Genomic DNA, 24,828 nt, shown 5'->3' on the forward strand with positions numbered 1-24,828 from the left:
ACCGGGCCGATGCTATGCAGTCGGCCGGGTCGGCCAGACCGCCGGATCGGGCGCGAAGCGCACGCACAGTTCATCGTCGTCCCAGGTCGCGCCGGTCACCGAGCAGCGGCGCAGCACCGACGGGAGCCGCACCGGGAAACGGAATCCGCTGATGGTGACGAGCAAGTCGTCGCCGGCGCGGCCCAGCCCGAGCGCCGAGGGATCCGGAAGCGGCTGGTGCCAGCGCATCTCGTAGACCGCCTGCAGCCCGCTCCCCTCGACGCGGTCGACGACGGCCGCGGCGGTGCCCACCGGCGCACCGGACGGCGGTTCCACCAGGATTCCCAGGCGCCGCAGCCGGGCCACCCGGTCGAGGGGGCCGTCGACGGCGGGAATCCGCGTCGTGACGGCGCCGAGTCCGGCGGCGGCCGCCGCGGCCACGGCCTCGAAACCCGCGGAGACGACCGCCGCGGTGCCGTCGTTGCCCGACACCTGGCGCACCGGCAGGGCGGTGAGCGCGGCCAGGGCCGCCAGGCGCGGCAGTTGGCGCTCCCCGCGGGGACCGGAGTCGACGACGAGGTGCGCGGCCGTGGTGTGCGGATCGCTCAGCAGGTCGATCACGTCGCGGCAGTCGCGGTCGACCTCGTCGACGGCAGCGCTGACCCGGGCGAGCACGGGCCGCTCGGAGGCGGCCGCGAGTCGACGGTGCCGGGGCCACAGGCGGTCGATGGTCTGGCTGAGCGCGGCCGGCGCGCGCAGCAGCGCGAACGGGTCCCCAAGGCCGGAGCAGTCGACCACGACGGTCGTCCAGCGCCCGCTGGTCGCCTCGTCGCGGATCCGGCGCAGCAGCAGGAGTTCCTCGAAGCCGGGCAGGGACGTCAACTCGCCGGGCGCGACCGAGCCCAGGACTGACACCACCGGCAGCGTCGGGCCGCCCGAGGCGCCGATCGCCTCGGTGAAGTTCGACCACGCCGGCTCCAGGACGCTCAGCGGGTCGAGGGACAGGAGGCTGGCGTCGGAACTGATCGGCACCGGCCGCCCGCGCGTCGGATAGACGCCCACCATCTCCGGCACCGGGGAGTCGCGGTCGAGGGTGACCAGCAGGGTCCCCCGCTGCCCGCCGCCGAGCAGGCCCGTCGAATTCGTCGCCCGGCGCCGTTTGCCGACCGCACCGGCGGCGGCCACGGCGGAGACCCCGGCCCCGCCCGGACCGAGGACGAGCTGGATGGGCGTGAGGTCGATCAGCCTTCGACCCGCTTCTTGAGTTCGCCGAGGGCGGTGCTGATGATCGCCTTTTCGGCGCGGCGTTTGAGTTGACCGATGATCGGGACCAGCAGATCGACCATCAGCTCGTAGGAGACCTTGGTCGAGCCGACGGCCTGGGCGACCAGGCTGTAGCGACCGCGCTGGGCGCGCTGCAGGTTGCTGCTGACCAGCTCCCAGCTGACCGCGAGGCCGTCCTCGGCCCAGTCGTACTCCAGCACGTAGGTGTCCTTGAGGACCCCCGCGTCGAGGTCGAAGCGCACCTGGCGGGCCTTGCCGTCGGGACCGGTCTCGACGACTGTCACTTCGCGCGCGGCCGACACCCACTCCGGATAGTTGGGGAAGTCGGCGATGACCGCCATGATCGCGTCGGGGTCGGCGTTGATCACGATGGATTGCGCAGTGTGGTCAGCCACGCACTCCTCCTGTCTGCGTCCCCGGCCGGTCGGCCGGGACGGCCGGATCGCCGGCGGCCCGGTGCTGCTCGAGCCGTCGCTTGATCTCGAAGGCCATCTCCTTGCCCGCCACCCGACGGGCCCGATTCAATTCGGCCAACTCATCGTAGAGCGCGCGCGGCCGCCGCGGCAGCTGTCCGGTGGGCTCGCCGTGCAGGAAGTAGTGCAGGACGAAGCCGTCCATCACCGGCTCACACCAGATCTCCATGGTGCCGTCCACCGGCCCCGCGACCGTCCAACGGATCCCGGCGTCGCCGCGGTCCTCGACGACGGTCAGCCGCAGGTCGGGCCACCACCGCGCCCACTGCGCCTTGTCGCCCAGCGCCTCGCCCGCCAATTCGGGTGCCGCGGCCACAAACGTCTGGTCGGCCACCTGAATACTCGTCACGCCCTCTAGCTTCACATATGCCCGCGCGGCGGCGCCCGCCCGCCCATCCCGGGCACCCCCGGCGCGGATACGATGGACGCCGGACCGATCCCGCATCCCTCGCACCGCCAGCGAAAGGCCCCTCCGTGCCCACCGAGTTCTCCGTGCCCGCGTCCTTCACCATCGGCGACACCGACGACTGCACCGACATCCTCTTCGACATCGCCGCGAAGTCCCCGGAGCAGCCGGTGATCCTCGACAAGACCGGTGGCGCCTGGCAGCCGATCACCGCCCGCGACGTCGCCGCACGGGTCACCGCGATCGCCAAGGGGTTCATCGCGCAAGGCATCAAGCCCGGCGACCGCGTCGGCCTGCTCAGTGCGACGCGCACCGAGTGGTTGCTCATCGACTTCGCCATCTGGACCGCCGGCGCGGTGACCGTGCCGATCTACGAGACGTCGTCGGGCGATCAGATCGACTGGATCTGCAGCGACTCCGAGGCGGTCGGGCTCGTCGCGGAGGGCGCCGAGCACCGCAAGACCATCGCGGGCACGAAGACGGCCGGCAAGCTCGCGCACCAGTGGACGATCGACGCCCTCGACGGCGCGCCCGGCGTCGTCGACGAGCTCATCGCCGCGGGCAAGAACGTTTCCGACGAGGAGGTGGCACAGCGCCGCGCCGCGCTGCGCTCCGACGATCCGGCCATCCTGATCTACACCTCGGGCACCACCGGGCGCCCCAAGGGCGTCATGCTGACGCACTCGAACCTGTTGAGCGAGATCGACGGTTTGCTCAGCGGCGGGCTCAAGACCCTGCTGACCCCGGGTCGCCGCCTGCTGATGTTCCTGCCCATGGCGCACGTGCTCGCGCACGCGGTCACCCTCGTCGCCGTGCGCGGCGGCATGGCAGTCGGATTCTTCAACGACATCCCCAACCTGGTCCCCGAGTTCGCGGTGTTCCGCCCCAGCCTCATCCTGTCGGTGCCGCGCGTGTTCGAGAAGGTCTACAACACCGCGCGCCAGAACGCCCACGACGGCGGCAAGGGCAAGATCTTCGACGCCGCCGCGAAGACCGCGATCGACTACAACGCGGCCAAGGAGGCCGGCAAGATCCCCGTCGCGCTGCGCGCCCGCCACGCGGTCTTCGACCGACTCGTCTACGCGAAGCTGCGCGCGGCCCTCGGCGGCGAGTGCGAGCTGGCCATCTCCGGCGGCGCTCCGCTGGGGGCCCGCCTCGGCCACTTCTTCTCCGGCGTCGGCATCCCCGTCTACGAGGGCTACGGCCTCACCGAGACGTCGGCCGCGTTCTCGGTGAACACGCCGGGCGCGGTCAAGGTCGGCACCGTGGGCCGACCGGTGGCCGGTAACGCCGTGCGGATCGCCGAGGACGGCGAGATCCTGCTGTCCGGCGGCGTCGTGTTCACCGGCTATTGGAAGAACAAGAAGGCCACCGACGAGGCGATCACCGACGGCTGGTTCCACACCGGCGACATCGGCAAGATCGACCGTGACGGCTTCCTGTCGATCACCGGCCGCAAGAAGGAGATCCTGGTGACCGCGGGCGGCAAGAACGTCTCCCCCGCCGGCCTGGAGGACGTCATCCGCGGCAACGCGCTGGTGTCGCAGGCCCTCGTCGTCGGCGACGGCAAACCGTTCATCGCCGCGCTGGTCACCCTCGACCCCGAGGCCTTCGCCGCCTGGCAGGCGCGCAACTCGATCCCGGCCGGCACCCCGCTCGCCGACCTCGTCGACGACAAGGCGCTGCGCGCCGAGATCCAGACGGCGATCGACGACGCGAACAAGACCGTGTCGCATGCCGAGGCGATCAAGGAGTTCCGCATCCTGCCGGTCGACTTCAGCGAGGAGACCGGCGAGATGACGCCGACGCTCAAGGTCAAGCGGAACGTCGTGACCGAGAAGTACGCCCGCGAGATCGCCGATATTTATACTCGCTGACCTGCGCTAATGCTGTGATTCCTCGGTGAGCAGGCGGACCAGCCGCGCGCCGATCTGGGACCACTGCCACTGCTGCTCGACGAAGTCGCGGCCGGCGGCGCCCATCGCGCGGGCCCGCGCCGGGTCGGCGAGCACCGACACCACCGCGTCGACGATCTGCGGCACCGACTTGCCGTTGACCACCAATCCGGTCTTGCCCTCGATCACGGTTTCGGGGGCGCCCCCGGAGTCACCGGCGATGACGGGCACCCCGCAGGCCGAGGCCTCCAGGTAGACGATGCCGAGCCCTTCGACGTCGAGGCCGCCGCCCCGGGTGCGCGACGGCATCGCGAAGACGTCGGCCGCGTTGTGGTAGTCGGCGAGCTCGTCGCCGGGCACCGAGCCGGTGAACACGACGTCGTCGTCGACCCCGGTCGCCGCGGCCAACTCGTGCAGCGTCTCGGCGTACGGGCCTCCGCCGACGATGAGCAGCGCGGCGTCGGGCACCTGTCGACGGATGTCGGGCAGCGCCCGGATCAACATGTCCTGCCCCTTGCGCGGCACCAGTCGCGACAGGCAGACGATGACGCGGCGGTCGCCGAGCCCGTGCCGCTCGCGGATCCGCCGGCGCGCCTGCTCGTCCGGCGCGAACCGGCCGATATCGACGCCGGGCGGCAGGTATTCGAGCGCCGCGTTCGGCCCGAAGGCCGAGGCGAAGCGCCCGCGGGTGTACTTGCTCACGAAGGTCACCGTGTCGGTGTGGTCGCCGATCACCCGCAGCACCTGGCGGGCGCCCGGCAGCATCGACCACCCCACCTCGTGGCCGTGCGTCGACGCGAGGATGCGACGGGCCCCCGCGCGCCGAACGGCGGGCGCGAGCAGGGCCAGCGGTGCCGCCGCGCCGAACCAGACGTTCTCGATGTCGTGCTCGCGGACCAGGCGCGCGGCGCGGCGCGCGACCAGCGGCGTCGGCAGCATCAGCGTCGTGCGGTGGCGGACGACCGTGTAGGGCGCCGCTGCGTCATAGTCGAGGTGGGACCGGCCGCGCCAGCGCGGCGCATAGACCACGACCCGCTCCGGGGGCAGGAGGTCGACGAGGTTCTCCAGGTAGGACTGGATCCCGCCGGGGCGCGGCGGAAAGTCGTTGGTGATCAGCAGGGTGCGCCCGATCGGCGCGGTCTCCGGTCGCGTCATCCGCCGGACTGCTTCTGCACCCAGGCCCGCCACTGCCGCTCGAGTTCCTTCCGGGGTATGCCGACCGCGGCGGGGTAGGCCGCGTTGACCGCGGCGTCGTCGACGGCGCCCGCAATGCCCAGGTAGAGCTTGCGCAACGCCTGCTCGGAGAAGCGCTCGGCGACGAAGGCCGCGATCGACCAGGCGCTCTGGTAGGCCAGCGCGGCGCGCTGCGAATCAACGGTGAAGTCGTCGTCGGTGGGCCACGCGGGCACGGTGCCGGTGCGCGTCGCCGCGGCGAGGTCGGGGGCCACGTCGGCGAAGCCCGTGTAGGTGCCCTTGCGGCCGACGTACTCGCAGACGCCCTCGGCGAGCCACAGCGGGGTGTCGACCCGGGTGGCCAGCCGGACGGCCACGTGGCTCAGCTCGTGCCGCAGGACGACGCCGAGCAGCGGGTCGGACAGGTCGTGGGCCGCCGGGGTGAGCACGACGCGTTGGCCGGTGACGGTGTGGTTCGGGACGTCGAGCGTCGTGTAGGCGGTCGCCGCGGCCGCCGCCGAGACGTCGGCCCCTCCGCTGGCGGCCAGCCCGGCGAACTGGGGCGTCGCCGCGGTGGCGACGACGAGGGCCTTCTGCGGCCAGCGCGGGCCCCAGAAGTCGGTGACCGCGCGCACGGCGGCGGGCAGCTGCGCGGCGACCCGCCCGGCGGTGTCCTCCGATCCCGGGTAGGACGCGACGACCGACGAACCCCCCGCGGTGCCGGCTTCGACGACCCGGACGCCCGGGAAGCTCCACAGCCCGATCCCGCCCGCCGGACGCCGCAACAGGGTCAGGTCGCCGACGAGCTTCCAGTCGTCGTCATAGCGCGCGACGACGAGCGGGACCTCGATCTCGACGTCCGGCTCGTCCAGTCCGGGCACTCCGGCGCCGCCGAGGGCGAACCGCAACCGGACCGGGGACACCCAGTTGTCGCTGCTCCCCTGCTCCGCCAGGCGCGCGGCGACCGCGTCGGGCACCAGTTCCTCCGCCTCGGCCGCGCCCAGGAAGTGCTCGAAGGCCCGGTACCGCAGTCGCTTGCCGGTGCCGGGTGCTGCCGGAACCCCGGAACTCAGGTTGGCTTGCATCACCTGCAGGCGTCGTCGGAATTCCGGCGATGCGGAGGCGTCCAGGAGTGGAGTCAGGTCGCGCGGACCGCCCTTGAGCAGGGCTTTGTCGAGTTTTCCGAGGAGCGCGTCGACGCCGTCGGTGCGCTGCTGCTCGAAGACGTCGGCGGTTGTCACCGCTGATGAGGTCGCCGTCGGGGCCGACTGGCCGCCGCACGCGACCGGCACGGATGCGCCGAGCAGCACCACGGCCACGGCGCACAGCCGGCGCGCGCGCACGGGCGGACTAGACGCGCCGAGCGGCGAGGTAGGGACCGGCTCCGTCGACGGGGACGACCTTGACCGGGACGCCGAAGGTCGAGGCGTGGATGACGTAGCCGTCACCGACATACATGCCGACGTGGTGGGCATCCGAGTAGTAGAGGATCAGGTCGCCGGGCTTGAGGTCGCCGCGGCTCACCGGGACACCGGCGCCCATCTGGGCCTGGCTGGAGCGCGGCAGGGACTTGCCGGCCTGGCGGTAGGACCACACCATGAGGCCCGAGCAGTCGAACTGGTTCGGGCCGGTCGCGCCCCACACGTAGGGATCGCCCACCCGCGAGAGCGCAGCCTGGACGGCCACGAGCGCGGGAGCGGCACCCTTGGGGACGAGGTTCGGGTTGAAGTCGAACTTGGGGCCGCGGAGCTCGGCGAGCTGGCGTCCGGTCATCGACTGGTAGACCGCGCGGATCTGCACGGCCTGCAGCGCCAGGTTGGCGCGCTTGGCCTGCAAGTCGGCGCGCACCTTCTCGACCTTCGCGATCTCCGCGTTCGCGGTCGCGGTCGCGGTGGCCGAGTCCTTCTTCGTCTGCACGGCCGCGGCGCGGACGCGCGTCAGATTCTTCAGGTTGCCCGTCGCCTCGCGGGAGATGACGTCGAGCGCCGACATCTGGTCGAGCATCTGCTGGGGCGAGTCGCTCACGAGCAGCGCATAGAGGCGGTTCACGCGGGCACCGCGGTAGCTGGCCTTCAGCACGCCGTCGACGCGGGCCTGCAGCGACGCCTGCAGCGCGTTGGTCGTGTCGAGCTTCTTCTGCGCCGCCGCGGCCGCCTTGCGGGACCGGTCGACGATCGCCTTCTGCTTGTTGTACTCCATCGTGGCGTTGTTCATCGCCTCCGAGGAGCGCTCGGCCTCGACGCTGAGCTTCTTGTAATCGGCGACCAGCTGGTTGGCGTTGCGCGCCGGCACCGCCGAGGCGGTCGGGATTGCCGACAGGGCCACCGAGGAGAGCAGCGCGGCGGTTGCCGCGGCAGCGGCGCCGCGGCTGTTCGCGGGGTTCACGGTTCTCATACTTCGTCCGACTCCAAAGAAAACGAGTGTGGGCGGACGCGGCGGATTTCTCCGCCGGCATCCGCCCACCTCAACAGCTGTACGAGCCTCAGTAGCGGCGGACGCCGGTCAGGGCCCAGGTCTTGACGTTCTCCTCGTGCACGGGAACGCCGTAGGTCTGGGAGTGGATGAACCGGCCGTGGCCGACGTAGATGCCGGCGTGGCTGCCACCGTTGAAGATCAGGACGTCGCCCGGCTTGGCATCCTTGTACGCCACCGCACGGCCGCCGTTGAGCTGGCCGTAGCTGTCACGCGGGATGGTCTTGCCGGCGTTCTTGTAGGACCAGTAGACGAGGCCCGAGCAGTCGAACGCGTTGGGGCCGGCCGAACCGTAGGAGTACGGCGAACCGATCTTGCTCTTCGCGTTCATGACGGCGCGCTCGCCGACGGTCTGGCGCACCTGCGGAGCGCCGTCCTTGCCCTTGGGCTGGTACTGCTTGGGCACCTGGTTCTGGTTGATGCCGGGGATGGCGAACGTGCCGGCACCCGGAACCTGGACCTTGGCCTGCGGCGCCGGCTTGGCCTTCGCCTTGCCCTTGTGCGCCTTACGGACCTTGAGGGTCTTGCCCTTGTGGGACTTCTTCTTGGCGTCGTGCTTCTGGTTGTCGAGGTGGTCGCCGAGGGCGCCCAGCTCGATGTTCCCCAGGTGCGGCACGGCGACCGGGGCCGCTGCGGCCTGGCCGGCAGCGATAGAGCCCATGGCGATGGCGCCGGTGATTACCGCGCCTTTGGCGGCGGCGGCGCCGCGGCTGGGCTGATCCAAACGGTGTTTGGCCACGAGAAAGTTCTCCTTCGTCTCCCTGCGCTTACCGGGTTAGCTGTCGGGTTCGGACTGGAAGATGTCCTACGCGTTGCCTGACGAGCTGCATCAGACGCTGCGATTCACCCCAGGTGGAACCTTGCGGCTCCGGTGGGTCCCCGGCTCGCCCCTGGTGTGGGGCGACTCAGCGATTGACTCTCGCGGACCACTTCTGTTGAAGCGTGACGTTCCGCAAATGTCTCGAAAAGGTTACGAAAACGACGGCCAATTGTCCAACGTTCACGCAAAACTCGTCGAGTCGGCGAGCCAGCGTCACAGCTTACCCTGCCCGGACGATGGTCAAAAACCGATCGCCGAATCCGCCCTGACGTGCACCGATGCGACCTGCGGCGGCGCGCGCCTCGGCCGGGGTGACCAACATCGCCTCGCGGAGAGTCGCGATGGCCACCAGGATGTCGGCGCGTTGCTCCCCGATGCTGGGAATATCCTGCATTTCTCCTGGATATGCGCTTGCGGGCGCCCCGACCAGCACATTCATCATGCATCCGTCGCACGCGACCGGGCGGCCCGGGCAGTTGTCGCAGTCAATCTTCATGTGATCTCCATCTCATCTGGTCCTTCGGGCGAGTTCTCCGGGTGTTCACCCGGGGGCTGATCGACCGATTGGGCACGACGCTAACGCCGACCCCCGACAAGGCCCGGGCCGTCGACGACCGCCCCCGCGCGGTAACGAATCGGTGTCAGAGGGTCGAACTAGCGTTCGCACCATGACTCAGACGGACGAGGCGGGCACCGGTCAGCTCACCTTCGCCGACTCCGGCCTGCCCGACGTCGGACTGCCGCGCGGCCGACCCGCGAACCCGCGCCACGGCGCCCACCGGCGGGTCCCGACCGCCGCCGAGCTCGCCGAGATGTCGTCGTGCGTGCGGGGCGGGGTCACCCAGTCCCTGGCGACGACGCCGTTCGTCGTCGTCGACCTCGAGACCACCGGGGGCAGTGCCGACCGGGACGCGATCACCGAGATCGGCGCGGTCAAGGTGTGCGGCGGCGAGGTCGTCGGCGAATTCGCCACCCTGGTGGACCCCGGCCGGCCGATTCCGCGGGAGATCGTGACGCTGACGGGCATCTCCGAGGCGATGGTGTCGGCCGCGCCCCGGATCGAGGAGGTCCTGCTCTCGTTCATCGAATTCGCGCGCGGCAGCGTGCTCGTCGCGCACAACTCCCGGTTCGACCTCGGGTTCCTGTCCGCCGCCGCGGACCGACTGGGCGTCGACTGGCACTTCCCGGCGACGCTGTGCACCGTCGCCCTGGCCCGCCGCGTGCTCTCACGCGACGAGGCGCCGTCGGTGCGCCTGTCCGACCTCGCCGCCCTGTTCGCGGCGACCACGACGCCGACGCACCGCGCCCTCGACGACGCCCGTGCCACCGTGGACGTGCTGCACGGGCTGCTCGGCAGGATCGGCAACCGCGGGGTGGGCACCTTCGCCGACCTGCTCGACTTCCTCCCCCGCGCCACCCCCGCGCAGCGCGCCAAGCGCCGCCTGGCCGACCGGATCCCCGCCAAGCCGGGCGTCTACCTGTTCCGCGGCCCCGCCGACGAGGTGCTCTACGTGGGCACGGCCGTGGACCTGCGCCGCCGGGTGCGCTCCTACTTCTCCGGCGATTCCCGGCCGCGCATCGCCGAGATGGTCGCGCTGGCCGAGCGCGTCGACCACGTCGTGTGCGCGCACGACCTCGAGGCCGAGGTGCGCGAACTCCGCCTCCTCGCCGCGCACAACCCCGCGTACAACCGCCGTTCGACGCAACCCCGGCGCGGCTGGTGGGTCACGCTGACCGAGGAGCGCTTCCCCCGCTTCACGGTCCGCCGCACGCCGCGCGCCGAACCCCTCGGCGACGCGGGCGCAGCCGTGTCGATCGGCCCGCTCCCCCGCCGTGCCGACGCCCAGTCGGTCGCCGATGCCCTGACCCGCGCCACCGGCCTGCGGTCGTGCACCGCGCGGATCGGCGCGCGCGTCGACCACCACTGGTGCCGCCCGGCAGCCGGAATCGGCGATTGCGCGGCGGCCAGTGAACGGCCCGAGACCGTGGCCGACTACCTCCCCCGGGTCCGCGACGCGCTCGCGGTCGTCGCAGGCGACGATGACGCCGCGCTCCGCGCACTGGCGGACGCGGTTACGTCGGCGGCCGCCGCCGAGCACTTCGAGACCGCCGCGCGCCGACGCGACCAGCTCGTCGTCGTCATCGCCGCGCTGGCCCGCACGCAACGGCTGCGGGCACTGTGCGCGGTCGAGCACCTCGTCGTCGCCCGGCCGGACGGATCGGGCGGGTGGCGGCTGGTCGTCGTGCGGCACGGGCGGTTGGCGGGCGCGGGCACCGCGCCGCGCGGCACGCCGCCGATGCCCGTGGTGGAGGCCGTCGTGGCCGCGGCGCAGACGATCGTCCCCGACGACGGTCCGCTGCGCGGTGCCCCGCCCGAGGAGGCCGCGCTGGTCTTCCGCTGGCTCGCCGAGCCCGACGCGCGCATCGTCGAGGCGTCCAGCGGCCTGGCGCTGCCTCGGCTGGGCGGCGGCGGCTGGGAGTCGTGGGCGCAAGCGGCACGGACGGCACGGCGCCGCGCGTGAGCGCGCCGGCGCGGCGATACCCTGGAGCCATGCTCACCGCCTTCGTGTTGATCAACGCCGACGTCCACGCGATCCCCGAGACGGCCCAGGCCGTCGCCGACCTGGACGGGGTCACCGAGGTCTATTCGTGTGCTGGGGACGTCGACCTCATCGCGAAGGTCCGCGTCCGCGATCACGACGCCATCGCCGAGGTGGTCACCAATCGGATCAACCGGCTCGAGGGCGTCACGCACACGATGACCCACATCGCCTTCCGCAGTTACGCGAGCAAGGAGACCGAGGCCGGCTTCGCCGTAGGCGAATAGTCGGCTGAGCGCCGTAGGCGAATAGTCAGCTGAGCGCCGTGGGCGCGTCAGCGCTTTCCAGCGACTTGCTGAACTCGGCCCAACGGGCCAGCACGTCGGCGGCAGCGCCCGAATCGATCGCCTCGGCCGCGCGGCCGACGGCCGCGGTCAGCGCCTGCACGAGCTCGGTGCGCGACATCGGTGCTTCCTGCGTCGCGGCGACCAATGCCGCGCCGGCGTTCAGCAGCACGGCGTCGCGGACCGGGCCGGCCTTGCCGGCGAACAGCTCACGGGCGACGGCCGCGTTCGCCTCGGCGTCGCCGCCCTGCAGCGCCGACAGTTCGACGCGCGCGAGGCCGAGGTCGCCCTGGGGGTCGAGGTGGTGCTTGGTCACCGTGCCGCCGACGACCTGCCACACCGTCGAGGTGCTCGTCGTCGTCAATTCATCGAGGCCGTCGTCGCCGCGAACCACGAGGACCGAGGCGCCGCGGTCGGCGAAGGCCTGCGCGAGGACCGGTGCCAGGTCGACGAAGGCGCAGCCGATCAGCCCGGCGCGCGGCTGGGCCGGGTTGGTCAGCGGGCCCAGGACGTTGAACACGGTCGGCACGCCCAATTCCTTGCGCGGCGGGCCGGTGAACCGGAACGCCGGATGGAACACCGGGGCGAAGCAGAATCCGATGCCGACCTCGTCGACGCAGCGCGCCACCTCGTCGGGGCCGAGGGAGATCGCCACGCCGAGCGCCTCGAGGACGTCGGCGCCACCACTCTTGGAGGAGGAGGCCCGGTTGCCGTGCTTGACCACCGGCACTCCGGCGGCGGCGACGACGATGGACGTCATCGTCGAGATGTTGACGGTGTGCGAGCGGTCGCCGCCGGTGCCGACGATGTCCACGGCATCGCGGTCGATCTGCACGCGCGTGGCCCGGTCCAGCATCGCCTCGGCGAGGCCGTTCAACTCCACCGGAGTGGCGCCCTTCATCTTGACGGCGAGGCCGAAAGCGGCGATCTGGGCGCTCGTCGCAGCGTCGGCCATGATCTCGTTCATCGCCCACCGCGCCTGCTCGGCGGTGAGGTCGCGGTTCTCCGAGACCTCGCCGAGGATGAAAGGCCAGGTCGGCTCCGGCTGTTCGCTGCTCACGTCGTCCACCCTAAACGAGAGCCGGATCACCGTTTCGGGGGCCGGACGACCCCGAAAACACCGGGTCTGACACGCCGAACGGACCCCGCTCGACCTCGTCCCACCTGCGGCGCCACAAAATGTTGGACCAATTTGGCTACCCCGGTGGTCACGCTTTACTACGAACCGTCATACTTCTTGATGTGACTAGCGCTGCAGGTACCCCGTCAACGGCCATCACGGCTCGGGTGCACTCGCTGAACCGTCCCAACATGGTCAGCGTCGGCACAATCGTGTGGCTTTCCAGTGAGCTCATGTTCTTCGCCGGTCTGTTCGCGATGTACTTCGTCGCGCGGGCGAACAACGCGACCGGTGAATGGCCGATGCCGCCCACCGAGCTCAACCTCTGGCTCGCGGTTCCGGTGACCACCGTCCTGATCCTCTCGTCGGTGACCTGCCAGATGGGCGTGTTCGCCGCCGAGCGCGGCGACGTGTTCGGCCTCCGCCGCTGGTACATCCTGACCTTCCTCATGGGCGCGTTCTTCGTCGGCGGCCAGGCCTACGAGTACGTCCACCTGTGGTCGCACGGCACCACGCTGTCGTCGACGGCCTACGGCTCGGTGTTCTACATGGCCACCGGCTTCCACGGCCTGCACGTCATCGGCGGTCTCGTCGCCTTCATCTTCCTGCTGACCCGCACGTGGCTTTCGAAGTTCACGCCGGCGCAGGCGACGGCGGCGATCGTCGTGTCGTACTACTGGCACTTCGTCGACATCGTGTGGATCGCGCTGTTCGTCACCATCTACTTCATCCGTTAAGACTTCCAGCCCCCGGTCAGTCCGCTTAGTAGAGAGTCACAAATGAGTACATCTCCACCGCGACCGTCGGATCCCGCCACTGGCGATCCCGCCCCGGCCCGCGCCGCGAAGGCCCGTCGCAAGCTGCGTCGCCGTGCCTCGGGCGCGGTTCTGCTGCTCGCCGGCCTGCTCTCGGCCGGCGTCATCACCGCCCTGCTCACCCCGAAGGCGCAGGTCGCGGTTGCCGATCCCGCCTCACAGTCGCAGGCGATGATCGACGCGGGCAAGCAGTTGTACGACACGTCGTGCATCAGCTGCCACGGCAGCAACCTGCAGGGCGTCGAGGACCGCGGTCCGTCGCTCATCGGCGTCGGCGACGCGGCCGTCTACTTCCAGGTGGCCTCGGGCCGCATGCCCGCCGCCCGCAACGACGCGCAGGTCACGCGCAAGCCGGCCAAGTTCACCGAGGCCCAGATCACCCAGCTGGGCAAGTTCGTCCAGTCGGTGTCCGGCGGTCCGCAGGTGTACTACGAGCGCAACGCGGACGGCACCGTCAAGACCGACGACAAGGGCATCCCGGTCGTCGCCCAGGAGTCGCTGCGCGGCAAGAACATCGGCCGCGGCAGCGAGCTGTTCCGCCTGAACTGCGCCTCGTGCCACAACTTCACCGGCCGCGGCGGCGCACTGTCGTCGGGCAAGTTCGCCCCCAACCTGGATCCGGCGAGCGAGCAGGAGATCTACGCGGCGATGCTGACCGGGCCGCAGAACATGCCCAAGTTCAGCAACCGCCAGCTCTCCCTGCAGGAGAAGAAGGACATCATCGGGTTCATCAAGTACTCGTCGGAGACGGCACAGCCCGGCGGCCTCGGCCTCGGCGGCTTCGGCCCGGCGAGCGAGGGCATGGTGATGTGGGCCGTCGGCATCGGTGCGATCGTCGGCTTCGCAATGTGGATGGGATCGCGGTCATGAGCGCAAACGAGAACACCCCCAGCAAGGCAGAGCTCGCCGGCATGGACCGCGACGAACTCGTCAAACTCGGCACCAACCTCGACGGCGTCGAGATCCTGCACCGCGAGCCCCGCTTCCCGGTCCCGGGCACCCGCGCCGAGAAGCGCGCCGCCCGCACGGTGGCCTTCTGGTTCACCCTCGCCGGCCTGTCGGCGCTGGCCTGCCTGGTGATCTTCCTGTTCAACCACTGGAAGTTCGTCATGCCCGACCAGCCGGACTACTGGCTGTACTCGTTCAACACGCCGCTGTTGGGCATCACCTTCGGCCTGTCGATCCTCTCGATCGGCATCGGCGTCGTCCAGATCACCAAGCGGTTCATCCCCGCGGAGATCTCGGTGCAGGACCGCCACGACGGCGGTTCGTCGGAGGTCGACAAGAAGACGACGGCGGCCCTGCTGGGCGACGCACTCGAGACGTCGACGCTACCCCGCCGCAAGATGATCCTCGGCTCGGCGGCCTTCGGCCTCGGTGCCTTCGCGCTGACCGGCCTGGTCGCGGCGCTGGGCGGCATCATCAAGAACCCGTGGGCGCTGCGCGACAAGGCGCCGCTGTGGCACTCGGGCTGGTCCCCGATCTACAACCCGCCGGAGCAGCCGAACGAGACGATCTTCCTGCGCCGCGACACCGGCAACCCCTACCAGGTCGCCCTGGTGCGGCCGGAGGACCTCGACGCCGGCGCTATGGAGACGGTGTTCCCGTGGCGCCCGTCGGACGGCCACGGCGAGACCGAGGAGTCGCGCCACAAGCTGCTCGAGGGCCTGCGCGCCGTGCGCAACCCGGTCATGCTGATCCGCCTGCGCCCCGATGACTCGGCCAAGGTGGTCAAGCGCAAAGGCCAGGAGAACTTCAACTACGGCGACTACTACGCGTACACGAAGGTCTGCAGCCACCTCGGTTGCCCGACGTCGCTGTACGAGCAGCAGACCAACCGCATCCTGTGCCCGTGCCACCAGTCGCAGTTCGATGCGCTGGAGTACGCCAAGCCGATCTTCGGCCCGGCGGCGCGCGCGCTGGCACAGCTGCCTATCACGGTGAACAACCAGGGCTATTTGGTCGCCGCCGGCGACTTCATCGAGCCCGTCGGACCGGCCTTCTGGGAGCGGAAGTCATGACAACCATTGCTGATCGCCTGGGCGCCCAGGCCGAAGAAGTCGATTCGCGCTACCACCTTGCCGCGGGCATGCGCCGGCAGATCAACAAGGTGTTCCCCACCCACTGGTCGTTCCTGCTGGGCGAGGTCGCGCTCTACTCGTTCATCATCCTGCTGCTGTCGGGCGTGTACCTGACGCTGTTCTTCGACCCGTCGATGGCGCACGTGACCTACCACGGCGACTACCAGCCCCTCAACGGCGTGACCATGAGCCGCGCCTACGAGACGACGCTGAACATCTCCTTCGAGGTGCGCGGCGGTCTGTTCGTCCGGCAGGTCCACCACTGGGCGGCCCTGCTGTTCGCGGCGTCGATCATCATCCACATGGCGCGCATCTTCTTCACCGGTGCGTTCCGCCGCCCGCGCGAGGCGAACTGGATCATCGGCTGCCTGATCCTGATCCTGGCGATGTTCGAGGGCTTCTTCGGCTACTCGCTCCCCGACGACCTGCTCTCGGGCACCGGCGTCCGCGCCGCGATGAGCGGCATCGTGCTGGGCATCCCGCTGATCGGCACCTGGCTGCAGTGGGCGCTGTTCGGCGGCGACTTCCCGGGCGACATCATCATCCCGCGCATGTACGTGCTGCACGTGTTGCTGTTCCCGGCGATCCTGCTGGCCCTGATCGGCGCCCACCTGGCGCTGGTCTGGTACCAGAAGCACACGCAGTTCCCCGGCCCGGGCCGCACCGAGCGCAACGTCGTCGGCGTCCGCATCCTGCCGGTGTTCGCCGCCAAGGCGGGCGCGTTCTTCGCGATCACCTTCGGCCTGTTGTCGCTGATGGCCGGTATCTTCCAGATCAACCCGGTCTGGCAGATCGGCCCGTACAACCCGGCGCAGGTGTCGGCCGGTTCGCAGCCGGACATCTACATGATGTGGACGGACGGCTTCGCCCGTCTGATGCCGCCGTGGGAGCTCTACATCGGCAACCACACGATCCCCGCGATCTTCTGGGTCGTCGTCGCCATCGGCGCGATGTTCACCCTGATGTTCGCCTACCCGTGGATTGAGAAGCGCCTGACCGGCGACGACGCCCACCACAACCTGCTGCAGCGGCCGCGCGATGTCCCGGTCCGCACCGGCATCGGGGCGATGGCCGTCGCGTTCTACGCGATCCTGACGATCTCGTGCATGAACGACATCGCCGCCTACAAGTTCCACATCTCGCTGAACGCGACGACGTGGATGGGCCGCATCGGTCTGCTGATCGTGCCGCCGATCGCGTACTTCATCGCCTACCGCTGGGCCCTGGGGCTCCAGCGCAGCGACCGCGCGGTCCTCGAGCACGGCATCGAGACGGGCATCATCAAGCGCCTGCCGCAGGGTGAGTACATCGAGGTGCACCAGCCGCTCGGCCCGGTCGACGACCACGGTCACCCGATCCCGCTCCCCTACGAGGGCGCGGCGATCCCGAAGAAGATGAACAAGCTGGGCGCCGCCGGCTCCCCCGGTACCGGTGGGCTGCTGTTCGCCGACCCGGAGGACGAGCAGAAGCTCAACGCCGAGCAGGAGCACGAGCAGCACGTCGCCGAGAACAAGGTTCTCCGCGAGCTGCAGGCTCAGAACGGCAACCCGCTCGACTAGGCGCACAACGCCGCAGAAAGGCCGCCAGGATCGCTCCTGGCGGCCTTTCTCGTGCTCCTACACCCCTTCCCGGGGCACCAGACCACCGCCGAGTGGGCACCAGACTCCCGTCGAGTGGGCACCAATATCCCGTCGAGTGGGCACCAAAATCCCGTCGAGTGGGCACCAGGATCCGTCGAGTGGGCACCAGAATCCGCCGAGTGGGCGGTCCAACGACGCCGAGTGGGCTGTCTAGACGCCGACGTCGAAGCCCAGGTCGACGTCGCACGCCGCCTGGCCGCCGCGAATACCCCAGTTCTCGACGGGAACGTCGCGAACCGCGACGGACACGTGATCACGCGGAATCCCCAGCACCTCCAGCCGTTCGACGATCTCCCGGTAGAGCCGCCGCTTTGCCTCGACGGATCGTCCGGCGAAGCAGTCGATGTGGACCATCGTCAGGTAGTCCGGCTGTGACAGCGACGGCGGCGCCGCGAATCGATGCGGCTGGTGCTCGATGAAGCGGATGTGCTTATCCCCGACCGGAATCCGGAACGCGGCCACCAGGGCCTCGTGGACGGCGTCGATGATGGCGATCTCTTCGTCGGCCGTCCAGGACCGTCGTACTTCGATCTGAGCGTGTGGCATGGCACGAAACTACAACCAGCGACGACTGACCAGCGACTGGTTTACCGCCCACTCGGCGTGATTGGACCGCCCACTCGGCGTGATTGGACCGCCCACTCGGCGTGATTGGACCGCCCACTCGGCGTGGTTCGACCGCCCACTCGGCGTGGTTCGACCGCCCACTCGGCGTGATTGGACCGCCAACTCGGCGGAAGTGCGGGCAAACGAAAACCGCCGCACCCTCACGGATGCGGCGGTTCGTCGAAAACGCTCAGTGCTTCTCCGGGCCCCAGTGGTACTCGAAGACCAGGCCGGCGGCGGTCACGATGATGACGACTGCGGCGAAGATCGAGAACCAGAAGTTCCGGGTCGCGAAACCGATCGCGAAGAGCGCGGCGCCGGCGGCGACCAGAATCGGCCACCAGCTGTGCGGGCTGAAGAAGCCCAGCTCACCGGCGCCGTCCTCGATCTCGGCCTCGTCGTAGTCCTCCGGGCGGATCTCGACGCGGCGCGCCACGAACCGGAAGTACGTGCCGATGATGAGCGTCAGGCCGCCGGAGAAGAAGAACGCCGTTGCCCCGGCCCACTCGACGCCCTTGGAGGACATCCCGGTGAGCACCGTGTAGACGACCGCGCCGATGATGAAGAACGCGGTCAGCAGCTCGAAGAGACGGGCTTCGATTTTCATTCAGAGGCTCCCGTGGTTCGCGGCGTGCAGTTGGGCTGCTTGGTGTCGAACTTGTTGCCGATGTCCTTCGGCGTGTCGCCGTGGGTCTTGCGACGCGTCTCGAACGGAACGGTGGTCACCGAGACGGGCACCTGGCAGATGGCCTCCAAGGCCTGCGCGGTGCTCATGCCGCCGGCGCGCAGCGCGATGTAGCGGTCGAAGTCCTCGGCGCTCACCGCGCGGACCTCGAAGTTCATCATCGCGTGGTAGGTGCCGCACATCTCGGCACAACGGCCGACGAAGGCGCCCGGGCGGGTGATCTTCTCGATCTGGAAGCGCGGGTCCTGGTGGTTCTGCTTCGGGAACGGCACGACGTCGCGCTTGTAGAGGAATTCGGGCACCCAGAACGAGTGCACGACGTCGGCGGCGGCGAGGTTGAACTCGATGCGCTTGCCGACCGGCAGGACCAGGATCGGGATCTCCGACGGCGTGCCGAGGGTCTCGATGCTCGAGTACTTCAGGTAGTCGCGGATCTTGTCGTCGCGGCCTCCGGCGGGCAGCGGGGCGGCGTGCCCCTCGTGGCCGTGGCCGAGCGCCTCGCGCTCCTGCTGCAGCTTAAAGGGTCCGCCGTCGGTGGCGTACGACTTCATCGAACCGTCGGGCTGGCGGATCTGGTCGTAGCCGAACTTCCAGTTCCACTGGTAGGCGGTCACGTCGACGACGACGTCGGGGTTCGGGGCCTTGCCCTCGACCTTGTTCTCGACGACGACGGTGAAGTAGAACAGCACGGCGATGGCCAGGAACGGCAGCGTGACCAGCACCAATTCGACCGGCATGTTGTACGCGGTCTGGCGCGGGAAGGAGTCGTCGCCGTCGCGGTGGCGCCAGAAGGTGATCGCGTAGAAGATCACGATCCAGACCATGAAACCGACGATCAGCGAGGCGATCACGGCCCACGTCCACAGGTGGCCCATGGCCTCGGCCTCGGGCGTCACACCGGTCGGCCAGCCGAAGCGGAGCGCTTCGCGGGGCCCGCAACCGGACATGACCAGCGTGGACAGGCCCAGCGCGGCGACGAGCGCGACCCGCTTGACCTTGCGCGATGCGGCCGTGGCGCCGCGCGCCGTGGACCGTTCATCGTGTGTCAATTTCATGCCTTCCTGCTCACCCGGTCGCGCCGCGAACATCCGCTCGAGCGCGCCCAAATTCGACGCAACATGACTGCAAGACAATTCTTGCACCTAGTACTACGCAGCGTAGACCAACCCGACCAAATGGTTGCGTTTGGGGCCGGTGATCTGGGCGAGTCGGAGTCCGCGGCTCCGCTACGGCATACTCGACTCGACGTTTGATCTCCCGGCGCACCCGAGGCGCCGGAGAAAGTGGGGCGAGGAAACCGTGTGTGGACTGCTGGGTCTGCTGACCTCCGACGGGACGGCCGAGGGCGCCGTCGACCTGGTGGCGGCCGCGTCGCACTGCATGCGGCACCGCGGTCCCGACGAGGCGGGCACCTGGCACGACGACGATCTGGTCGTCGGGTTCAACCGCCTCTCGATCATCGACATCGAGCACTCGCACCAGCCGCTGCGCTGGGGCCCGGCCGACAATCCGGACCGCTACGCCCTCGTCTTCAACGGTGAGATCTACAACTACGTCGAGCTCCGCGAACAGCTGATCGCCGAGTTCGACGCCCCGATGCACACCGAGGGTGACTCGGAGACCATCGTCGCGGCCTTCCACTACTGGGGCGAGGAAGCGGTCCGCCGACTGCGCGGCATGTTCGCATTCGCGATCTGGGACACCGAGACGAAGCGGCTGTTCCTGGCCCGCGACCCGTTCGGCATCAAGCCGCTGTTCCTGGCGACGGGTCCCAAGGGCACGGCCTTCGGCAGTGAGAAGAAGAGCCTGCTCGAACTCATCGACCGCCTCGGGCTCGACGACTCGCTCGACCACCGTGCGCTCGAGCACTACATCGAGCTGCAGTACGTCCCCGAGCCGGAGTCGCTGCACGCCGACATCGGCCGACTCGAGTCGGGCTGCTACGCCACCCTGTCCCCCGGCCAGGCGCCGAGCGTCACCCGCTACTTCAACCCGCGCTTCGACGTGCGCCCGTTCACCGCCGACACCCGGCAGTCGCGCTACGACGAGATCACCGAGGTCCTCAAGGACTCGGTGGCCAAGCACATGCGCGCCGACGTCACCGTCGGGTCCTTCCTGTCCGGCGGCATCGACTCGACGCTCGTCGCGGCACTGGCCCGCCAGCACAACCCGGACTTGATCACGATCACCACCGGCTTCGAGCGCGACGGCTACTCGGAGATCGACGTCGCCGCCGAGACCGCCGAGGCGATCGGAGTGCGCCACGAGATCAAGGTCGTGAGCCCGCGGGAGTTCATCGAGGCCATCCCGGAGATCGTCTGGTACCTCGACGACCCGGTCGCCGATCCCGCGCTCGTCCCGCTCTACTTCCTGGCCAAAGAGGCGCGCAAGCACGTGAAGGTCGTGCTGTCGGGCGAGGGCGCCGACGAGCTGTTCGGCGGCTACACGATCTACAAGGAGCCTCTGTCGCTCGCCGCGTTCGACAAGCTGCCCGGGTTCGCCCGCCGCGCCGCCGGCAAGGTCAGCGACCGCATCCCCGAGGGCACCCGCGGCAAGAGCCTGCTGCACCGCGGCTCGATGACCCTCGAGGACCGCTACTACGGCAACGCCCGCAGCTTCGACGACGCCCGCCTGCAGCAGGTGCTGCGCGACTACCGCCCGGAGTGGACGCACACCGACGTCACCGGCCCGATCTACGCCGAATCCGTCGGGTGGGACCCGGTGGCCCGCATGCAGCACCTCGACCTGTTCACGTGGCTGCGCGGCGACATCCTGGTCAAGGCCGACAAGATGACGATGGCCAACTCGCTCGAGTTGCGCGTGCCCTTCCTCGACAACGAGGTGTGGCGCGTCGCGTCCGCGCTGCCGGCCGACGAGAAGATCGCCCACGGCACCACCAAGTACGCGCTGCGCAAGGCGATCGAGGAGATCATCCCGCCGCACGTGCTGCACCGCCGCAAGCTCGGCTTCCCCGTTCCGATCCGCCTCTGGCTGGCCGAGACCGAGATGTACGACTGGGCGCACCAGATCATCGAGAACTCACAGACCGATCAGCTGATCAACAAGCAGTTCGTGCTGCAGATGCTCGACGAGCACCGCGCCGGGGTCGTCGACAACAGCCGGCGCATCTGGAACGTGCTGATCTTCATGGTCTGGCACGGCATCTTCGTCGAGAAGTCCATCGTGCCGAACATCGAGGACCACCAGTACCCGGTGCGCCTCTAGGGCATGCCCAATCCGGGCACGCTCGACGATCAGGCGAAGTGCGCGGCGATCTCGCTCGCGGCCTCGGCGCCGTAGGCGTCCGACAGGCGCTCGGTCGCCTCGCCGAGGTCCCACGACCAGCCCTGCGTGGAGTCGCTCTCGAGCACCAGCACGGCGACCATCGAGCCGAGCTGCGCGGCGCGCTCGAACGACAGCCCGCCCTCAAGCGCCGACAGGAACCCGGCGCGGAAGCCGTCGCCGACGCCCGTCGGGTCGATCGCGTCGCGCACCGGCACGACGTCGACGTGGATCGCCGGACTGCCGTCGGAGGGCACGATGTCCACGCCCTTCTCGCTGAGCGTGGTGATCCGCACCTGCACGAGACCCGCGACGTCCGCGGCGGACAAGCCGGTCTTCTGCTGCAGCAGGCCCCACTCGTATTCGTTCGTGAACAGGTACTTGGCACCGGTGATCAGCTCGCGCGCGGTGTCGCCGTCGAGGCGGGCCAGCTGCTGCGACGGGTCGGCGGCGAAGTCGATGCCGCCGTCGCGGCAGGCCTTGGTGTGGTTGACCATCGCGCCCGGGTCGTCGGCGCCGATCAGCACCAGGTCGGGCCGCCCGATCTCGGCGAACACCGCCGCCAGGTCGATCTCGCTCGCCCGCGACATGGCGCCGGCGTAGAAGCTGGCCAACTGGGCCATGGTCTCGTCGGTGGTGCACATGAACCGCGCGGTGTGCGCGGTGTCGAAGACGCGCACCCCGGCGCAGTCCACGCCGTGATCGGTCAGCCAGGCGCGGTAGTCGGCGAAGTCCGAGCCGGCGGCGGCCACCAACTTGGGCGAGCCGCCGAGCTCGCCCAGCGCGTAGGCGATGTTGCCGCCGACGCCGCCGCGGCGGACGACGAGATCCTCGACGAGGAAGCTGAGCGACAGGTTCTCGAGCTGGTCGGCGAGCAGCTGATCGGCGAACTTGCCCGGGAATTTCATCAGGTGGTCGGTCGCGAGGGACCCGCATACGGCAATAGACACGCGGGCCACGCTACCGGGCGCACAGAAAAGGGCGGCAGGCGGCTGATGCCGCCCACCGCCCCTCTCGGGTCAGATCAGTTGAACGAGTCGCCGCAGGCGCAGCTGCCGGTGGCGTTGGGGTTGTCGATGGTGAACCCCTGCTTCTCGATCGAATCGACGAAGTCGATCTTCGCGCCCTGCACGTACGGGGCGCTCATGCGGTCGACGGCCAGCTTGACGCCGCCGAAGTCGCTGACGACGTCGCCGTCGAGCGAGCGGTCGTCGAAGAACAGCTGGTAGCGCAGGCCGGCGCAACCGCCCGGCTGCACGGCGATGCGCAGCGCCAGGTCGTCGCGGCCTTCCTGGTCGAGCAGCGCCTTCGCCTTGGCTGCCGCCGAGTCCGTCAGGATGGCGGCGGTGGTGTCGCTCTCATTGGAAACGGTCATGGGTAACTCCCTTGTCGTCAGGTCGCTCCTAACAACGGTACTCCATCGATGACTATTCCCGCGGGGCGCGCCACCGCGCGGCCACCTCGGCGGCAACCTCGGCGACGACGTCCCCCGCCTCCGTCAGGGCCCGCGTCCGCCCGGCGCGGGAGACCAGCGAGGACACCGCGTCCAGGCCCAGCACCGCCGGGTCGTCGAGCGCGCACTCGCCGACGATGGCGATCACCGATCCCGATCCCGCGCGTCGGGCGGCGTCGGCCACCCGCGCGACGACCTTGCCGCGGGCCGTCTGCCCGTCCAGCCGTCCCTCCCCGGTGATGACGACGTCGGCCCCCGTCAGCGCGGCGGGCAGACCGGTGGCCCCGGCGACGAGGTCGGCGCCACTGGCTCGCCCGGCGCCGAGCGCCAGCAGAGCCGCGCCGATGCCGCCGGCCGCGCCCGCGCCCGGGTCGTCGACCACGACCCGTCCGGCCAGCCCGTCGAGCAGCTCCCCGTACTCGGCGAGCCGGGCCTCGAGCAGTGCGACGGCAGCCGCGTCGGCTCCCTTCTGCGGCGCGAAGACCGCTGCCGCGCCGCGCGGCCCGAGGAGCGGGTTGTCGACGTCGGTCGCGGCGACCAGGGCGACGTCGCGCACCGCCTCGGCCGCGGCGGCCGGTCCGCCGAGCGCGTCGAGCAGTCCCCGGCCGCCGTCGGTGGTGACCGATCCGCCGAGCCCGATCACGATGCGTTCGACGCCCGGCTCGCGCAGCGCCGCGGCCATCAACTCGCCCAGCCCGCGACTGTCGGCCGCGAGAGCGGTCTCGGGCGTGGGTTCGGGCACCAGGTGCAGGCCGCACGCCTGTGCACATTCCAGGTACGCCACCGGCCCGGCGACGAGCCACCGCGCGGCCACCTCGGCGCCCAGCGGCGAGTGGACCGTGGTCGTGCGCATGTCGCCGCCGTCGGCGAGGCAATCGAGGAATCCCGGGCCGCCGTCCGACTGCGGCACCACGAGCACCTCGTCGCGCGGTCGTGCCGACGTCCACCCGCGGGCGATCGCCGCGGCGGCCTGCGCGGCGGTGAGGGTGGCACCGAATCCATCCGGGGCGACCACGACGCGGAGCGGCATGGCCGAAGCGTATCGGCAGCCCTACGACCGCCGCCGCCGGATCGATCGCCTAGGCTCGCAAGGGTGAAAATGCCGTGGCAGCGCAGTGTAGAAGAGGCCGACGCGACCGAGGCCGTCGTCGACGACGAGGCGACCCGGGCGGCCGACCGCAAGGCCAAGCAGACCGAAGGCAAGGGCCGCCCGACGCCCAAGCGACGCGACGCGACGAAGAAGCGCGGCCCGGTCGCCCCGCCGCCGATGACGCGCGCCGAGGCCCGCGCCCGCCGCAAGGAGCAGCGCACCACGATGACCAAGGAGGAGCGCGCCGACCTGAAGGCCAAGCAGCGCGAACTCCGCAACGAGGTCCGCGACCGCCGCATGGCCGGCGACGAGGAGTACCTGCTCCCGAAGGACAAGGGCCCGGCGCGCCGCTACGCGCGCAACATCGTCGACTCGCGGCGCAACTTCGCCGGTCTGTTCACGCCCCTGGCGCTGGTGTTCATCGTGTTGATCTACGGCCTGCCGGCGTATGCGGGCATCGTCACCCTGCTGCTACTGGTCTTCGTGCTCGCCGTGGTCATCGACTTGGTCCTGGTCGGCCGCAAGGTCAACAAGCTGGTGCGCGAGCGCTACCCCGACACCGAGGAGGGTGGCTTCAAGCTCGGTTGGTACGGCGCGTCGCGCGCCCTGCAGATGCGCCGCTTGCGCGTGCCGAAGGCCCAGGTCTCCTACGGCGAGGAAGTCTGACGCC

General features: G+C 70.0%; 24 protein-coding genes and 1 riboswitch. Of the genes, 9 read left to right on the plus strand and 15 right to left on the minus strand.

The genetic code is table 11. The features are described 5' to 3' along the window. Nucleotides 1–12: 12 nt before the first annotated feature. Genes QM728_RS08915 through QM728_RS08925 form a run of 3 tightly spaced genes read right to left on the minus strand, consistent with a single transcriptional unit; the run spans nucleotide 13 to nucleotide 2,085 of the window. Complete coding sequence (locus QM728_RS08915) at nucleotides 13–1,164, minus strand: ArsA-related P-loop ATPase (protein ID WP_415031671.1); 1,152 nt, start codon at nucleotides 1,162–1,164, stop codon at nucleotides 13–15. A 56-nt stretch (nucleotides 1,165–1,220) separates the two neighbouring features. Continuing rightward, nucleotides 1,221–1,658, minus strand: a complete 438-nt coding sequence (locus tag QM728_RS08920) for an SRPBCC family protein (protein WP_415031672.1) — start codon at nucleotides 1,656–1,658, stop codon at nucleotides 1,221–1,223. Beyond that, the gene (locus QM728_RS08925; protein ID WP_415031673.1) at nucleotides 1,651–2,085 is read right to left on the minus strand and encodes a hypothetical protein; all 435 of its coding nucleotides are present in this window, start codon (nucleotides 2,083–2,085) and stop codon (nucleotides 1,651–1,653) included. Before QM728_RS08925 ends, QM728_RS08920 begins: the two co-directional genes overlap by 8 nt. A 125-nt stretch (nucleotides 2,086–2,210) precedes the next feature. Between QM728_RS08925 and QM728_RS08930 the strand changes: the two genes are divergently transcribed. Continuing rightward, nucleotides 2,211–4,019, plus strand: coding sequence for an AMP-dependent synthetase/ligase (locus QM728_RS08930; protein ID WP_415031674.1), 1,809 nt, complete (start codon nucleotides 2,211–2,213; stop codon nucleotides 4,017–4,019). 6 nt (nucleotides 4,020–4,025) lie between these two features. On the opposite strand, the gene QM728_RS08935 is transcribed toward QM728_RS08930, so the two are convergent. The 5 genes from QM728_RS08935 to QM728_RS08955 form a co-directional block, all read right to left on the minus strand. Further along, nucleotides 4,026–5,168 carry a glycosyltransferase family 4 protein gene (locus QM728_RS08935; RefSeq protein ID WP_415032867.1) on the minus strand — a complete coding sequence of 381 codons (1,143 nt, stop codon included), beginning with the start codon at nucleotides 5,166–5,168 and terminating at the stop codon, nucleotides 4,026–4,028. Between the two features lie 20 nt (nucleotides 5,169–5,188). After that, the gene (locus tag QM728_RS08940; protein WP_415031675.1) at nucleotides 5,189–6,553 is read right to left on the minus strand and encodes a peptidase MA family metallohydrolase; all 1,365 of its coding nucleotides are present in this window, start codon (nucleotides 6,551–6,553) and stop codon (nucleotides 5,189–5,191) included. Nucleotides 6,554–6,560: 7 nt separating this feature from the next. Next, a complete protein-coding gene (locus QM728_RS08945; protein WP_415031676.1) occupies nucleotides 6,561–7,595 on the minus strand; it encodes an NlpC/P60 family protein in 1,035 nt (344 codons plus the stop codon). 97 nt (nucleotides 7,596–7,692) lie between these two features. Continuing rightward, nucleotides 7,693–8,421 (minus strand): C40 family peptidase, encoded by a 729-nt coding sequence (locus QM728_RS08950; protein ID WP_415031677.1) that lies wholly within the window; start codon nucleotides 8,419–8,421, stop codon nucleotides 7,693–7,695. A gap of 11 nt (nucleotides 8,422–8,432) precedes the next feature. After that, a riboswitch (cyclic di-AMP (ydaO/yuaA leader) is annotated at nucleotides 8,433–8,603 on the minus strand. 119 nt (nucleotides 8,604–8,722) lie between these two features. Continuing rightward, nucleotides 8,723–8,998 (minus strand): hypothetical protein, encoded by a 276-nt coding sequence (locus tag QM728_RS08955; RefSeq protein WP_415031678.1) that lies wholly within the window; start codon nucleotides 8,996–8,998, stop codon nucleotides 8,723–8,725. A gap of 172 nt (nucleotides 8,999–9,170) precedes the next feature. Here QM728_RS08955 and QM728_RS08960 point away from each other — a divergent pair, with 172 nt between their 5' ends. Together QM728_RS08960 and QM728_RS08965 are read left to right on the plus strand one after the other, a co-directional pair. Continuing rightward, nucleotides 9,171–11,024, plus strand: a complete 1,854-nt coding sequence (locus QM728_RS08960) for a DEDD exonuclease domain-containing protein (protein WP_415031679.1) — start codon at nucleotides 9,171–9,173, stop codon at nucleotides 11,022–11,024. A gap of 29 nt (nucleotides 11,025–11,053) precedes the next feature. Further along, a complete protein-coding gene (locus QM728_RS08965) occupies nucleotides 11,054–11,329 on the plus strand; it encodes an Lrp/AsnC family transcriptional regulator (protein ID WP_415031680.1) in 276 nt (91 codons plus the stop codon). Nucleotides 11,330–11,354: 25 nt separating this feature from the next. Here the strand turns inward: QM728_RS08965 and trpD are convergent, their stop codons facing one another. Further along, nucleotides 11,355–12,446: an anthranilate phosphoribosyltransferase gene (trpD, locus tag QM728_RS08970; RefSeq protein ID WP_415031681.1), complete on the minus strand. Its 1,092-nt coding sequence runs from the start codon at nucleotides 12,444–12,446 to the stop codon at nucleotides 11,355–11,357. A gap of 182 nt (nucleotides 12,447–12,628) precedes the next feature. Here trpD and QM728_RS08975 point away from each other — a divergent pair, with 182 nt between their 5' ends. From QM728_RS08975 to QM728_RS08990, 4 genes are read left to right on the plus strand one after another with little or no spacing between them, the layout of a single operon-like run. Beyond that, nucleotides 12,629–13,243, plus strand: coding sequence for a cytochrome c oxidase subunit 3 (locus QM728_RS08975; protein ID WP_415031682.1), 615 nt, complete (start codon nucleotides 12,629–12,631; stop codon nucleotides 13,241–13,243). 42 nt (nucleotides 13,244–13,285) lie between these two features. Further along, entirely contained in the window at nucleotides 13,286–14,191 is a 906-nt protein-coding gene (locus QM728_RS08980) for a c-type cytochrome (RefSeq protein WP_415031683.1), read from the plus strand. Then, nucleotides 14,188–15,342, plus strand: a complete 1,155-nt coding sequence (locus QM728_RS08985) for a ubiquinol-cytochrome c reductase iron-sulfur subunit (RefSeq protein WP_415031684.1) — start codon at nucleotides 14,188–14,190, stop codon at nucleotides 15,340–15,342. The genes QM728_RS08980 and QM728_RS08985 overlap by 4 nt, the downstream gene beginning before the upstream one ends. Then, the gene (locus tag QM728_RS08990; RefSeq protein WP_415031685.1) at nucleotides 15,339–16,961 is read left to right on the plus strand and encodes a cytochrome b; all 1,623 of its coding nucleotides are present in this window, start codon (nucleotides 15,339–15,341) and stop codon (nucleotides 16,959–16,961) included. Before QM728_RS08985 ends, QM728_RS08990 begins: the two co-directional genes overlap by 4 nt. 231 nt (nucleotides 16,962–17,192) lie before the next feature. On the opposite strand, the gene QM728_RS08995 is transcribed toward QM728_RS08990, so the two are convergent. The 3 genes from QM728_RS08995 to QM728_RS09005 form a co-directional block, all read right to left on the minus strand. Continuing rightward, complete coding sequence (locus QM728_RS08995) at nucleotides 17,193–17,588, minus strand: tautomerase family protein (RefSeq protein ID WP_415031686.1); 396 nt, start codon at nucleotides 17,586–17,588, stop codon at nucleotides 17,193–17,195. A gap of 250 nt (nucleotides 17,589–17,838) precedes the next feature. After that, entirely contained in the window at nucleotides 17,839–18,255 is a 417-nt protein-coding gene (locus tag QM728_RS09000; protein ID WP_415031687.1) for a cytochrome c oxidase subunit 4, read from the minus strand. Further along, the gene (locus QM728_RS09005) at nucleotides 18,252–19,388 is read right to left on the minus strand and encodes a cytochrome c oxidase subunit II (protein ID WP_415031688.1); all 1,137 of its coding nucleotides are present in this window, start codon (nucleotides 19,386–19,388) and stop codon (nucleotides 18,252–18,254) included. Before QM728_RS09005 ends, QM728_RS09000 begins: the two co-directional genes overlap by 4 nt. A 244-nt stretch (nucleotides 19,389–19,632) precedes the next feature. Here QM728_RS09005 and asnB point away from each other — a divergent pair, with 244 nt between their 5' ends. Continuing rightward, nucleotides 19,633–21,558 carry an asparagine synthase (glutamine-hydrolyzing) gene (gene asnB, locus QM728_RS09010; protein WP_415031689.1) on the plus strand — a complete coding sequence of 642 codons (1,926 nt, stop codon included), beginning with the start codon at nucleotides 19,633–19,635 and terminating at the stop codon, nucleotides 21,556–21,558. A gap of 29 nt (nucleotides 21,559–21,587) precedes the next feature. Here the strand turns inward: asnB and QM728_RS09015 are convergent, their stop codons facing one another. The 3 genes from QM728_RS09015 to QM728_RS09025 all read right to left on the minus strand — a co-directional run bounded on the left by QM728_RS09015 (nucleotide 21,588) and on the right by QM728_RS09025 (nucleotide 24,098). After that, nucleotides 21,588–22,565 carry a carbohydrate kinase family protein gene (locus QM728_RS09015; protein ID WP_415031690.1) on the minus strand — a complete coding sequence of 326 codons (978 nt, stop codon included), beginning with the start codon at nucleotides 22,563–22,565 and terminating at the stop codon, nucleotides 21,588–21,590. 74 nt (nucleotides 22,566–22,639) lie between these two features. Continuing rightward, nucleotides 22,640–22,990, minus strand: a complete 351-nt coding sequence (locus tag QM728_RS09020; RefSeq protein WP_415031691.1) for a HesB/IscA family protein — start codon at nucleotides 22,988–22,990, stop codon at nucleotides 22,640–22,642. Between the two features lie 52 nt (nucleotides 22,991–23,042). Beyond that, entirely contained in the window at nucleotides 23,043–24,098 is a 1,056-nt protein-coding gene (locus QM728_RS09025) for a glycerate kinase (protein ID WP_415031692.1), read from the minus strand. 63 nt (nucleotides 24,099–24,161) lie between these two features. Here QM728_RS09025 and QM728_RS09030 point away from each other — a divergent pair, with 63 nt between their 5' ends. Further along, entirely contained in the window at nucleotides 24,162–24,824 is a 663-nt protein-coding gene (locus QM728_RS09030; protein WP_415031693.1) for a DUF3043 domain-containing protein, read from the plus strand. The last annotated feature ends 4 nt before the right edge of the window (nucleotides 24,825–24,828 follow it).

This window comes from Gordonia sp. (in: high G+C Gram-positive bacteria) (assembly GCF_047602025.1).
Taxonomy (GTDB): Bacteria; Actinomycetota; Actinomycetes; order Mycobacteriales; family Mycobacteriaceae; genus Gordonia.